We start from the raw sequence: 14,830 nt of genomic DNA, 5'->3' as shown, positions 1-14,830 counted from the left end.
ACCGAGTTGACGTTCGAATCGGACACCGCCAATGGCACCGGCTGGATGCGAAGCCAAGTCGGTCTTGGCTCGATCGATCCGACCACCGATGTGGACTGGTGGAAGTTTGACGCACTCGCCGGAGACAGCGTTGACATCTTCAGTCAACGAACCAGTGGCAGCCTAGATCCCTACATCATTTTGTATCGGCTCAACGATGCAGGGGATGATGTGACCTCCATCGATCAAGATGGCAGCGGCGGTCCGGGCATCACCGACTATATCAGTGGTCGAGAACTAAGTGAAGATGGGACCTATTACATCCGGGTGCTTCGCAATAGCGGATCAGCCAATTCGTTTGGCGGCTACGACCTTCGGGTCAACCTTAACCGGCTCCATGACATCGAAACCGATCAGAACTATAGAAATGATTCCGTCGTGAATTCTGATCAAATCGTCTTGACTTCTCAAGGCGAAGACACATTCATCGGGTCAGTTGCTGGCACAATCATGCCCGGCCAAAGTTCCAATGTTGATGAAGACACCTTTTCGCTCGGAACGATCGAAGCTGACAACACGGCATTGCTAACGATCACCTTACCGCCATGGAGTGCCATCGATCCAGTCATCGATATTCGCAACTCGCTTAACGAGGTCATCAGTACACAGACGTCGACGAATGGCTCAGTTGTTCGCTTGGATATCGCTGAAGACGGCGTTTACTATGCGACCGTAGTCGATCGCGGTGATGGCGATTTGGCTGGGCAATATTTGTTGCAGGCTTCAATCCAGCCCACTGACGCCCTCGATTTTGTGGATTTGCAAGTCACTGACGTCACTGCACCGGCGACTGCTAGCAGTGGCGAACAGATCGTCGTTTCTTGGATGGGAGTAAATGCGGGCGCTGTTGACTTGGCCCCGACGACTTGGAGCGACCGCATCTATCTCTCAGCCGACAGTGAGTTAGGCAACGCCGACGACGTTGTGCTGGGAACTTTCACACAAGCAAGATCGTTGACTGCTGGCGGCGGGGACTACGCTGACTCACAAACCGTCATGCTTCCGCCGGGTATTCAAGGTAACTATCAGATTTTCGTTCGCACCGACGCGATGAATGATGTACCGGAATTTATCTTTGAAGCGAACAACGTCAGCACGAGCGATAACTTGGTCACTGTTTCTCGAACTCCCTCCGCGGATCTACATACATCCGATGTAGTCACACCAGCTTTGGCATTCGTTGGTGAGCCAGCAACCGTCACGTGGACGGTGACCAATGGAGGCACTGGAACGACGGGCGACGGGACACCCAACGGAACCGTCAACTCGTGGCTCGATCGAATATTCGTATCCACTGACGACGTCTATGGCAACGCCGACGACGTTTTGATTGCAGAAGTACCGCACGATGGCGTTCTAGCCCCCGGTGAGAACTACGCGGGCAATTGGAGTGGCACTGTTCCGACCGGGCTGGATGGCAGCTACCGGTGGTACGTTCGAACCGATGCTGAAGACGCGGTCTACGAATTCGAAGACGCGTTGTCAAACATTTCTGAAACCGACGAATTGTTGATTGCTCCAAGCCAGTTTGCGGATCTCATTCCGACGGAAATCGGATTGCCCGCGACGGCAACGAGTGGCCAGCCGATCCCTATCACTTGGAACACAGCCAATGATGGTTTCCGTGACACGACGGGGCCTTGGATCGACCGATTCTATCTTTCAACCGACGATATATACAGCGCTGACGACGTTCTGATTGACAGCGAAATCATCAACCAATTGATCGCGATTGATGGTTCAGCCAACTTCTCGACCGAACTTCTCTTGCCAGAGCGTATCGAGGGTGATTTCCATCTGATACTGGTCGTCAATGCAGATCAGGCGGAGTACGAATTCCTAGCATCCGACAACAATACGATTGCCTCGGCCGCCATCTCAGTCACGCGGCGACTTGAGCCTGATTTGGTTCCGGAAATTGTCGAATCACCGACGACCATTCAGCTCAACGTACCATTCGATTTCAGCTATACGGTCAGCAACCGAGGAGTTGGCGATACAGTCGGAACGTGGATCGACCGGCTCTACTTGTCGTCTGATTCGGCTGTCGACGAAGACGACCTGATGGTAGCTGAAATCGCGAGTTCGCCTGACTCGTTACCACTAATACCTGCTGGCGCTCCGTATAGGGTCACTGACAGCTTCACCATTCCATTCGGATTCGATCCCGGCTCCTACAACCTGTTGCTGGTTGCGGATGCCGACCAAACCGAGTTGGAAACGGATGAGCTGAACAACACGATCGTTCTCGGCCCATTGTCGGTTGAGCTTCCGCCGCTGCCTGATCTTGTGGTCACCGGCATTGTTGCGCCGCCCTCCGCACTCTCTGGGCAGCAGATTCCAATCACTTGGACGATCTCCAATCAGGGTGAAGCTCCTTTCTCAGGCAGCTTCGGTGAGCGAATTTTCCTGTCAAGCGACGATCAAATTGGCGACGACCAAGCGTTTGGAACATTCACGTTCACCGGCGAAATTCCCGTTGGTGGCTCTGTCGAACGAACACAACTGATCACGCTTCCCGGAACCCTCAGCGAGGATCGTTTTGTTGTTATCGCAACGGACATCGAATCGGAGGTATTCGAAGGGGACGGCGAAGCCAACAATGTTGCGATTGATGACGCTCCGATCGCGCTCACTTTGCAGCCGTTCCCTAACTTGATCGTTTCCAACGTCACCGTTCCCGACACGGCGTTCTCCGGCCAGAGCACCGGTGTTAGCTGGACGGTTGAGAACATCGGCACCCGAGGCACCAACGCTCCGATTTGGAACGACTCCGTCTACCTCTCGACCGACACCGTCTTCGACCCACAATTTGATGTGTTTCTTGGTCGCACTCCCAACCAATCCTTTTTGGATGTGGGCAGCTCATACCGCACCGAGGATTTTCAAGTCACTCTGCCGCGTGGGATTAACGGGCCGTACTACTTCCTAGTCATTGCGGATTCCGATAGTCGGGTCAATGAATTTGGCGGCGAGGACGATAACATCTCGTCCGCTGGACCCACCGATGTTACGCTCACCCCACCACCGGATTTGATCGTCGAATCGATCGTCGCGCCGGCGATGCGGATCTCCGGTGAAACAGCTCGAATCGATTGGGTGGTCCGGAATCAGGGCACCGGAAGCACCCGAACCGACGCATGGAACGATCGAGTCTTTCTTTCGACCGATCAAGTGCTGGATCAGGACGACCGACCGCTAGCTCTCGTAAATCATCGTGGCGAACTACTTCCCGGTGAGACGTACGCGGCAACCGCCGAGTTTGCGATCCCGCTGGAAGTTTCCGGCGACTTCTTCTTCATCGTCGAGACCGATGCGGTCACCGGTTTTGCCGGCGGCAACGTGTTTGAACATGTGTTCGAAGAAAACAACACGATCGCTTCCGAAACACCCACCACGATCATTCAGGGAGCACTCCCCGACCTTGAAGTCACCAGTGTCACCGTTCCGAACGGTGCCCGTTCCGGTGAATTGCTCGAGGTCACCTATACCGTCGAAAACCTGGGCCAGACCACCACGCAAACGACAGCCTGGACCGACGCAATCTATCTGTCGTCCGACGATCAGTTTGATCCTTCCGACGATTTCTTCCTCACGTCAACGGCACACTTCGGCGCGTTGACCGCCGATTTCACCGAGGCGAGCCGATACACTTCGACGGTCAGTGGTCGCGTGCCCGACGAGTTGGCTGGTACGTTCTTTGTTTTTGTCGTTACCGACTCCCGGAACGGAGTACTCGAATTAAGCGATGACAACAACACCGGTGTTTCGGCGACCACGACCAGCTTTACCCAAAGCCCGGCCGATCTGTCCTCCACCCAGTTATCGGTTCCGCCATCGGCAGTCGCGGGCGGGACCTTTCTCGCCAATTGGTCGGTTCAGAACGTCGGCTCGGGCAGCACCATCATCAGCCGCTGGACAGACAATGTTGTGCTGTCGACCGACGAAGTTTTCGGGAACGGCGACGACATCACACTACTTCGCCGTTCACACAACGGCCTGATCGAAGCTGGGCAAAGCTACGACGTTGCGAATCAAGCAGTCGAGATCCCGTTTAGCGTCTCGCCAGGCGAGTACTTCTTGTTCCTGCAAGCTGACTCGGGCGAACGAGTATTCGAGGATGGCCAGCGCGCCAACAATGTCAGCTCACCCGCACCGCTTTCGATTGGTCGCGACACGCCCGACCTGCAAGTTACGTCGCTCACGACCGCCGATACGGGTGAAGCCGGTCGCCCGTTCAATATTCAGTGGTCCGTCACCAATACCGGCACCGGTGCGACCAACGCAAACTTCTGGGCAGATCGAATATACCTGTCGCAAGACACGACCATCAGCCTCAACGATATCCGTCTCGCCGAGGTCCAGCGAACCAACCCGCTCGGGTCCGGTCAGAGCTACTCGCGAAACCGTAACTTCGCGATTCCGCTTGACGCGGTCGGTGAATACTTCGTCCTCGTTCAGACCGATGCCCGTAATAGTGTGATCGAAGGCGCGGGTGAATCAAACAACGCCACAGGAACGTCACAAGTCGTTCGCTTTGCTGAGTTCGATCCTGATGGCACCGGGGGCGACGGCCCACGTCCACCGGCCGACCTAGTCGTAACAAACGTCGATGCACCCGCAGACGGCGTCAGCGGTCAGACGATTGACGTTTCTTGGTCAGTTCGCAACGACGCATTCATGACCGATGGCGAATGGTTCGACTCGGTTTATCTTTCGCTCGACCAAGTTTTCAATCGAGACGGCGATGTCTATCTCGGATTCGCCAATCGACCAAACGACCTTGCAATCGGTGAAAGCTACACCCAGTCGGCGACGTTCCCGGTCCCGCGTGGACTCTCCGGTCCCTACTATGTCTTTGTCAGCACGGATGGTAGCGACCGAATTCCGGAAGTCGGCAGCGTCGCGAACAACGTCGCTAGGGATCTGCAGCCGATCGAACTGACCTTGCCACCACCCGTCGATCTTGCGGTCGGCACGATCACGGTTCCCGCGTCCGCAGCGCTGAATCAAGTCGCGTCGGTCAGCTACACGGTCAGCAACCTCTCGACCGAGGCGATCAACGGCAGTTGGACCGACCGGCTCTACATTTCGGCGGACGGTCAGTGGGATATTGGCGACCGCCTATTCGGATCGGTCGATGTTTCGGGACCAATCACTGGAAACACCAGCTATTCACGAACAATCGAAGCACCGCTGCCCGGTGTCGTCCCCGGCGATTACCACGTCATCGTCCGTTCGGATATCCGCAATCAAATCGCCGAAGCAGACGAAGACAACAACCTCGCTGCTTCCGTCGATCGCACCGACGTGGACGTTGAATCGCTGACTCTCGGACTGCCCGTCACGAGCAATCTCGGTGACGGACAGTCGCTATTCTATAAAATCGATGTTGAAAAGGGCGAGACGCTTCTCTTCGAGCTTGATTCGGACAATGCCGATGCCGTCAACGAACTCTACGTCAGCTTCGGAGAAATACCGACTCGATCAGAAGCCGACTTCACTTTCGCCAATGCGCTAGCCCCGAATCAGCGAATTGTTGTATCGGTCACAGAAGCGGGCACCTATTACATGCTCGCCCATGGTCAGCAGAACACCGATGACCAGTCGATAACGATCGAGGCAAATACGATTGACTTCACCGTCTTCGATGAATCCTTCGGTCGCGGGGGGAACATCGGAGATCGCACCATCTCGATCAGCGGTGCAAAATTTGATCGCACCCTAACAGCAACGCTCATCGATGCGGTAGGCACACGGATCCCAGCCCAACAGATTTGGCACGACACGTCGATACAGAGCTACGCGACATTCGATTTGCGTGGTCTCGCTCCAGGGTTCTACGACGTGGAGGTGGCGACGGAGTCGGCGGGTTCGATTTTGGTCGAGGACAGTCTTGAGGTTGTTGCTGGCGGTGGCGGGCTTGCGGAAGTCCAGATTGATGCTCCATCACGAGTTGGGATTGGGGCAAGATACGCTGTTGAATTTGCATGGGCCAATGATGGTCTGAACGATGCACCAGCTCCGTTTGTCTTGGTCGGCAATACCACCCCGCTGTTTCTCACGCCGACGGGTGGAAACCTGGGCCTGTTCTATGAGTTCGTCGGGATCAATCAGAACGGAGGGCCGAAGGGCATTCTGAAGCCTGGCGACTTCGGAACCCTTACGCTCTACTCTCAAGCTTCGCTTCAGGCGGGATTCGATGTTCCATTGACAACCCGGCAACTCGCCAATCGCGACGCAATTTTCGATTGGGACGCTGTCAAACCTGGTTTGCGTCCGAGCAATCTGTCTAGCCAGCAATACGATGAAGTCTTCGGTCAGCTTATTGCAAATGTGGGGACGACTAACGGTGATATCCTGGACTCGTTGGCGAAGAACGCATCTTTGATTTCAAGCTATTTGGGTGCTGTCCCAACGTTTTATGAGTTGATGGATCTTGAAATTGTCAATGCACTTGCTGAATTGACAACTTCAGTGACTGGCCGGGTGCAGGCAAACTCGTTTCAGATTGCAATCGGTGGCGAACAGCTTCGTTTAGTTCACGCATCGACAAACGAAGCTTACCTCGCCGAAACTCGAATAGACGGCGAATTTGTATTTCACTCGCTTGATCCTGGCGTCTACCGTATTGACTATTCCGCCGGTTATTTTGACGACAATTTGATCGAAGTTGAGGCTGGCATCCAGAGTCGCGGCATAGACATGCAGGCTTTTCACGGATCTCAAATAGCCCTCACGGCAACTGATGAAGCTGGACGATTCATTGACGACTTCGCCTTTGATCTGTTAGACGAAGACGACAGTCCTGTATCGACGTTCTCAACGGAGAACGAGTTAGGTGTTAATTTCTCAAATTTGCGTCCGGGCAGCTACAAGGCAATTGTAAGAGCCGAGGGATTTGCAACAGTCGAGATCGAAGGAATTGAAGTTCTTGCTGAAGATGTATCGCTTCAGCTTCAATTACAGCAGGAATCTGTGATTACTGGTTCACTGGTCGCCGTTGGCCAGGACCCCTCAGCCATTTCGATTGTTGCATTTCCTATCGAAGGTGGCAGCGCATCAATTCCGTTTCAGGCGACTTTCCAGAATGGAATTTTTAGAATAGGAGGACTCTCGCAGGGTGTCTATGACCTGGAGATAAATGAGGAGGGAGCCGTACCCGTCAGACTTGAGGGCGTGGCGGTAAACGATGGTTCTCTCGCCGATGTAGGGACCATTTCTTTGGTGGCCGCTGCGACAGTTTCGGGAGTCGTGATCGTCGAGGACAGTGCGATTGTCGGGAACGACGCCGTCGCAACGCTGGAGTCAATGGAGGGCTTAGTAGTGAGCGCGCCCGTTGCAAACAACCAGTTCGTCATCGACGCTGTGCCACCTGGGACTTACGAACTATCAATCTCTGGAGCAGATTTCGGTCGCTCTGTACCGCAGTTGCTCGAAGTTGAGCTTGGAACTGATATTTCCGACCTTTCGATTCAACTGATGGAAGACAGTTCGATTGCGGGAACGGTCAGACTTGCTACGGGAGAGTTCGCGGAGGGGGTGTTGACCGTGCTTGAGCGAGTGGACGGCGGAGATAGCTTCTCAACGGTCACCAGCCAAGAAGGAACGTTCTCGATTATTGGAGTTCCGAACGCAGACTATGTTGTCTACGTCAGTGGGCAGAAAGAATCAACGAGCCAGCTTGTTTCTATCACTTCTTCAAATGCCTCCATCGGCGGAATCGTTCTTCAGTTAGGCGATTCGTCCAGACTCACTGGCGAAGTCACAAGCAACGCTCTTGCTGGGTTGGCAAACGCAGTAGTTTCAGTCTTGCAGGATGGAGTCCTGATCGCGACAACGCCGACCAACGACCAAGGCCGCTTCTCATTCTTGTTCACGAAAGCAGGAAGGTATGAACTATCCGTAGACGCAATCGGTAGCAGCTTCTTCGTTCCTCAAGTGGTTGACGTCAACCTCGGTTCGGATCAGGTGATCGATTTCGATTCCGGTAACCTGACGCTCAGCATCTCTAATAGCTCTGGTGAGTCAATCGAGAACGTGACGCTCAGCCAGCTAGATGGATTGAATTCAATTTCTGACTTTACGACTTCAGATGTCTTGGAGCCTTCTCTTGACGTACAGGGCTTGGTGCCGGGAGTTTACAGGTTGAGCATTGTCACCAGTTCCGGGACGCACGATCAAATCGTCGTCGTGGCCGAAGACAGTAGTGTCGAATTCTCAGTTGATGACATTCAATCAGTCTCGATACTTGGCTCGCTCAACGCCAGCGATCTGGAATTGATCCGGTCCGCTTCAATTTACTTGGCAAGTTCCGACGGTGTCATCTCGCCGCGAGTTATCTCAATCCAAGACAATGGCGATTTCTCAGCAGAAATCTCTCCAAACGAATCTGTTGTGTTGAGGATAGTCATTCCAAGCCATGAAGAAATTGAGCTACAGTTTAATGCCCTAGCGAACGTTGATATTGGTGAACTCACTCCTTTTCCTGCAACCGGTTCGCTTGTCGGAGCAATTAAACCATCGACATTCAATACGGCTGTACCTCCCATCGTACTGTTGCTGAGACGTGGGGTCGTAATTGCATCGACCGGAGTAGCTTTCAATGGCGATTTTGCATTCGATGCCGTTGTAGGGGACGATATCTCGGTTGTCGTTCTTTCTCTGGGCAACAAAAAATCTACCGAAGCCGCCATAACGGTCGAGCCAGGCAATGGAGTAAACATCGGATCAATCTCAGCGGAATCATCCATTTTGGTGATCGAAGCCCGAAGTGACGAGAGCAACGTTTCCACTTCTCCAGCAAGTTCTTTTTCGGAGGTTTCGGACGAGTCGATCAGGTTAGCAGAAGGTGAATCTATTTTCTCCCGATTCGTGCCTGAGTGGTTAAAACCTTTCCTCGGTAGCGAAATAAAAGCAAGCCCACTCGAGGTACGAAATCGACCTGAAGTTCCCGAGGATTGCGATTGCGGCAATTTGGATACGCAACTGAGTAGCGCAATTGGGCGGCAGGCTCGTGAACTTAGAGAGGTTTTTGATAGTGAAGAACGAATGCTTCAAAACGCAGGGTACGTCCTGCTAACGTTCTTACAGGGCTTTGGACAGGCATCACTAAACGGTGGTGTCGCTCTGTTTAAAGCGACGACACTCTCTAGACAGTCAGTCTTGGCTTTTCGAGAGCTGGGAACTCTTATGCAGGTTGCTAACGACCTTACACCCGAGCAATCTCAACTTTCAAAGGAGACATTGGGAGCACTCACCGCTCTTGCGGGTACAGACAACGGAGTCGAGCGGTATAAGAACATTATTGCCCGGGCGAAAGACGCGGGAGAGGTCGATGATTACAGTGAATTGGTTGCTCAAGTTTTGCGACTTGGAAACTCAATATCGAGTGACGTCGCACGTTTTGTCGAGGTCGTTGCCCGGATGGCGGGGCAGAGCGAGTTGTTCCCACCTCGATTCCGAATGTTTTTTGACCGAATCGAAACGATTTTTCAGATCAAAGAGGACTTGGAGAACGCATTCGCTGCCGTCAGTCGTGGGCTTCGAACTTCAACGGGAAGCTTCAATGCGATGAGGAATGATCAGCGTACGTTGGAATTACAACAGCAGAGGTATTTGACAGCAGTCGCGGATGCAAATGCTTTGCTTAGTGCACTCAATCACTGCATCGAGCGTTGCAAAGCTGAACGGGACGACAATCAACCAGATCCGGACCCAGACCCTGATCCAAACCCAAATGATCCCGACCCCCCTCGTCCCCAGCCGAAGCCGCAACCACTCGACGATGATGCGTTGGAGCCGGAGCCTGGCGACGACGATGACCCGACAGATGATGATGAGCCTGGAGATGACGGCCAACCCGGAAACGGAGACAACCCGAACGGAGGCAACTCACCGATTCGACGGAATCCAATCTTGCGGTTCTTCAACTCTGACCCGAACGACATTCTCGGGCCTGATGGTTTTGGTGAGCAGCGGTGGGTAAGCGTCACCGATGATCTTCAATATCGAATACGCTTCGAGAACGACCCGTTGGTCGCGAACGCACCGGTGCAACAGCTCCGGATTACGCAGACTTTGGATAGTGATCTTGATCCCCGATCATTCCGACTTGGCGACTTTGGAATCGGCGAAACCGTGTTCAGTGTGCCGGCAAATGTTGCCGCATTCTCAAAGCGGTTCGATCGAGTCGAGGAGGATGGGATTTTTATCGATGTCGTCGCGGGCATCGATATCGCTTCACGCGAAGTGTTCTGGGAAATTTTGGCGATCGATCCGGCAACGGGACTCGAACCATTCGATCCGCTTCTGGGCTTCCTGCCACCAAACCTGATGCCCCCGGAAGGCGACGGGTTCGTGACGTACTCGGTCAGGCCTAGCAGAACTTCAATTACCGGTGACATCATCGATGCGGAAGCTCGAATTATCTTTGACATCAATGAACCGATCGACACGCCGCCGATCTTCAACACGATCGATGCTGTTGCCCCAACCAGTGAAGTGGACGCTTTGCCTTCGCAGGTAACCGAAACCACTTTCGACGTCAGTTGGTCGGGCACGGACGATGAGGATGGATCAGCGGTCGCCTCATACGACGTGTTCGTGTCGATCAACGACGGTCCTTACGAGAAATGGCTCGGCCGAACCACTCTGACGACGGCCCAGTACGTTGGCGAACTCGGGCACACATATGCGTTCTATTCGGTAGCACGAGATAACGCGGGAAAGATCGAGGCCATTCCGCAAGCCCCGGATGCACTCGCGTCGACCCCTCCGGCACCAGACGACATATCGCCCACGGTAATCCAGACGGTCATTCAGGCAGGGATGACGCAGCGATCCTATGTCGACTTGTTGACATTCACATTCGACGAAGCAACCAATCTGGAAGCGATGATCGCCGACGGCGCGATCACCGGTGCCGTGACGCTAACGAATTTGGGAGTCAACGCGGACACAGACACCGACGTTTTAATCCCGCTGACTGCGGACCAATTCCGCTACACCTTCGACGAAGAGACCGGCACCTCTCAAATCACTTGGTCGCTGGACCAGTTCGCGGGCGGACGCCAATCGCTCGAAGACGGATTTTATCAGGTGACTTTCGCGGCCGCTCAAGTCACCGACCTCGCCGGCAACCGACTCGACGGCAACGCAGATGGAACCGCTGGTGATGACTACTCATTTTACTTCCACAAGCTAACCGGCGATGCCGACGGAAATGGGGTCGTCGATGCATTGGATCGATCAATCGTGCTTGACTCTCTCGGTCGCTTCTCGAATACGGACGACTTCGACGCGAACGCCGACCTCGACCGCGACGGTCGAATCAGCGTCCGAGATCGAATCATCGCCACCAGAGCAAACGGTCAATCCATCGCGCCCCCCAATGGGATGCCATTGTCAGCAACTCAGGCCAGTGCCCCTGCTCCGATCGCTTACGAGGACACAAATCGTGATGGCCGCGTTTCTGCTTTGGACGCTCTTGTTGTCATCAACCATTTAGGCCGACAACAAGTTTCAATGAATTCGTCCGCGGAAGGTGAAGGTCCTTCAGCGTCAAACAGTCAATATGATGTCAACGGAGATGGTGCAGTCTCGGCGCTTGATGCATTGCTTGTCATCAACCGACTCAGCCAAGAGTACGCTGCAAGCCGTGCTGAATTTGAATTGGTTTCGGCGGCCCGAGACTCGGCTAGGTCCGTCGATCACGTCTTTCTTTCGCCGTCCGTCGATGCTGACGATGATGAAGACGATCAAATGCTTCGGGTTCTGGCGGATGACCAGCAAAAACTGCGTCTATTGAATTAGTCACCCATCTAAATTCGAATTCCACTGAAAACGTTTACACTCCAGTCAGGATACTTCAAATGCCTCTGCGACTCCTGCTACTTTCATTTGCGACATTGATGTCGACCGCAGTTTCCGCCGCGCCGGTCCAGCTCTTGTACTCAAACTCAGCCTACACACCTGGAAGCAGTTTCACCCTTTCGGTCGGACTTCCGGCTGCTACCAATCTGGGCTCCTACCAAATCGACCTATTGTTGTCGGGAAATTCTGGCACCGCCGGAGTCGATTACTTTTTCGATCTCGCGGGAACAGATGCGGCGGCATCAGGATACGTATTCCCATCCGACGCCTTGTTCTTCGATGCAGTCAATACTGACTCGGCGATGACACAGCGTCTGACGCTCAGTGATTTCGATTTCACCGGAGTCGACGTTGTTCCGGGCACCAACAGTTCGGTCGCCAACGTCGTCGTGTCAACGCTTCCGACCTACATGGGCGATTTGACATTCTCAGTTGATGCTGCCGCCTTAATCTTGGACACACCCGATCTCACGCCAACGCCGATCGATGAATTCGCATCGATTCAAGCCGACACATTCGCGGTCTTGCCCCAAACCATCTCTGCTGTACCAGAACCTTCAAGTATCTTACTTCTCGTCATCGGTGCTGTAGGGGTCCTGGCTCGACGCCGAAAGCGTTGCCCGGATGCGGTTCGCAAGTGAAGTTTTTCGAGCTTGTCACCACTGATGGTCGTTATTCACCAAGTGGCTTTTCAGTCCCAATCTATGTGTCGTTCTGAATCAAACACTTGTTCGGCCCGATTGCTGACTTGGTCGCGGGCGACAGTTTCCGCCTTCGATTGAAGCGGACCAGGACAAGTTGTTGCCAGACCGAAACGGTGAGTCAAATAATTTGAGTCTTCAGCCGTTTCTAGCGGCGCTTCAAACTAAATGCTTCCCGTATGGATATGCGTATATGACCATGTACGCCCATCCATACGAGACGCATTCAACGGCCGGAAATTGCTAAATTAACGGGCAAAATGCGGCATATTGGGTAGAGAGTGTTATGGCAGGAGGCCATTTCTTAGCTCTGGCACCACGCCAAGTGTTTTGGACGTATGCAATCCCAGCCCATTCGACCACGGATTGCTAAATTCAGGCCGTTTTTGCGGCATATAAGGTGATTGGAATCGGTTATCCGTTCCAATTCGCTGGAGACGCACCAATTCAAGATCGCCGACGCGAGACGGTTGCAGTGCATGATGATCTCAACCGCCTCTTTGGGCATCGGCATCTGGTGATCGTGTCGCCCGGGTAGTTGCGGATCATGCCGTGCTTGCGAATATCGTGTCTGCGCGCCGGTTCGCGCGCAAACGACAACGGGCGTTCCATGCGTTTCGCGGCGCCCTCTTGAACTAGACCAGTTTCTCTCGCTGGCATTCCCCAACAGGCCCGGGAGCCATTTCTTTCGCTGGGTCGATTCGTGCTCTCCGTCTGCGCAAGACGCTGTTTTCCCTTTCAGTATTCGAGGAACCTATGAACACGACTAAGAAGTTTCAGTTGGCTACAACCATTGTTGCCTTTTCCGTTCTCTATGCCTTTGGATGGCTGTGGCCACTCATCCGAATCTCGCTCTCCCTTGGCGGATTTGCGGCCGTGATCCTGACACTCTATCTGGCAGTGACGCTCGTCACAAAGCGATTGAAAAGGGACTCAGACAGGCCACCGTTAAGGGGCATCGATTTCGTTCCCGTGCTCGGTACGATGCTTGTGGCCATCTTGATCTTTGGACTCCTGGCCGTTGTTCCGTCGGGCCGAGAGACTGATTCTGAAGAACGGACCGTTACTACCAGAGAGCATTCGGTGGAGCAACCGGAGCCCCATGCCCGTTCACCAAAACGGGAAAAAAAGGCCAGCACGACACAAGCCCCAAGCCTCTCCGAGGATGATGAAGCGTCGCGAGCAGCGGCGGAGTTTCTAGGGGCACTGCTTGGCGCAAGTGCCGAACAACAGCGCCGACAGCAAAACGACCCTCGCTACCAGCGATTCAAACAGTCGATTGAAAATACTGCTATCTGCCCACGTTGCGGCGGCGCCGGGGTCTATCGATACGTTGACGGTAACGGCGTTCTGCAATCAAGGTCGTGCCCGTCGTGCTATGGATCAGGACGGTCCTTTTGACGGCAAGCTCCTTGCTGATGGCAAGCGCAGATCAGCGAGGTATTCGCTGACCGTATTCAACGGAGCGAATCGCTCCAGGTGGCACAGCTAAATAAGCGGCAAAAATGCGGCATATTACTTGAAGCGGTTCTTAGCTTTCCGTGACATTCCCTACTCCGACCACAAAACCCGAAAAGGTGCTTTTTGACGCACATTGTGTTAACCCTTCTGTCAGTTGCATTGCTGTTGGCGATCGTCGCACTGATCAAAGAACGACGGTTGCGACTGGCGCTGCAACGAATCCTCAAACGCCTGATGGACCGTTGGAGGTCCCGTGAAAACACCATCCATTCTGATTCCGATGATGCTGTTGGCGATCGTGGCGGGATGCCCAAGAGATAAAGATACCCGTCTGATCGAGATGGCGCAGCGTCACGAAATCCGACAAGCTGAACAGAACGTTCGCGCCGCGGAACTGCAACGAGAGGTTGCCGCAATGCAACGGGAGGTGCAGTCCGAACGTTCCAAAATCAATCAAGAGCGTGACCAACTCGAGGACGAACGGCGCGATATCGCGTCATCACGTCGGTTTGACTCGCTTTCCGCAGCGGCGATCACCAGCGTGGGTCTCATTTTCGCCTGCTTGCTCCCGCTGGGCTTGATCTGGCTGTTGCTCACCAGCCCGCAGGATGCCTTAAGCGATCAAGCAATGGTCAACTTGATGATCGACGATATGGTCGCCGATCGGCCCATGTTGTTTGATCGAAGCGACACTTCACATCGTGGTCGACTCCTTGACACCACGACTGATCCCCAAGAACCCAAATGATTTCCCC

Annotated in this window: 4 protein-coding genes; all 4 read left to right on the top strand. The window is 53.9% G+C overall.

Going from position 1 to position 14,830, the window contains the following annotated elements; genetic code table 11:
* The first annotated feature begins 45 nt into the window (after positions 1–45).
* The 4 genes from LOC67_RS10875 (at position 46) to LOC67_RS10860 (ending at position 14,823) form a co-directional block, all read left to right on the top strand.
* Positions 46–11,853 (top strand): CARDB domain-containing protein, encoded by an 11,808-nt coding sequence (locus tag LOC67_RS10875; protein WP_230262601.1) that lies wholly within the window; start codon positions 46–48, stop codon positions 11,851–11,853.
* A gap of 59 nt (positions 11,854–11,912) precedes the next feature.
* Entirely contained in the window at positions 11,913–12,554 is a 642-nt protein-coding gene (locus LOC67_RS10870) for a PEP-CTERM sorting domain-containing protein (protein WP_230262600.1), read from the top strand.
* An 816-nt stretch (positions 12,555–13,370) separates the two neighbouring features.
* Positions 13,371–14,015 (top strand): hypothetical protein, encoded by a 645-nt coding sequence (locus tag LOC67_RS10865; RefSeq protein WP_230262599.1) that lies wholly within the window; start codon positions 13,371–13,373, stop codon positions 14,013–14,015.
* A 313-nt stretch (positions 14,016–14,328) separates the two neighbouring features.
* On the top strand, positions 14,329–14,823 hold the full coding sequence (locus LOC67_RS10860; RefSeq protein WP_230262598.1) for a hypothetical protein: 495 nt from the start codon (positions 14,329–14,331) through the stop codon (positions 14,821–14,823).
* Positions 14,824–14,830 lie beyond the last annotated feature (7 nt).

The sequence above is a fragment of the Stieleria sp. JC731 genome, assembly GCF_020966635.1.
GTDB lineage: Bacteria > Planctomycetota > Planctomycetia > Pirellulales > Pirellulaceae > Stieleria.
This window is presented reverse-complemented; position numbering and strand designations above follow the sequence as displayed.

Excerpts from the sequence above, each read along its gene's own strand:
- LOC67_RS10875 (WP_230262601.1), top strand. The coding sequence starts at position 46 with ATGCGAAGCCAAGTCGGTCTTGGCTCGATCGATCCGACCACCGATGTG.
- LOC67_RS10870 (WP_230262600.1), top strand. The coding sequence starts at position 11,913 with ATGCCTCTGCGACTCCTGCTACTTTCATTTGCGACATTGATGTCGACC.
- LOC67_RS10865 (WP_230262599.1), top strand. The coding sequence starts at position 13,371 with ATGAACACGACTAAGAAGTTTCAGTTGGCTACAACCATTGTTGCCTTT.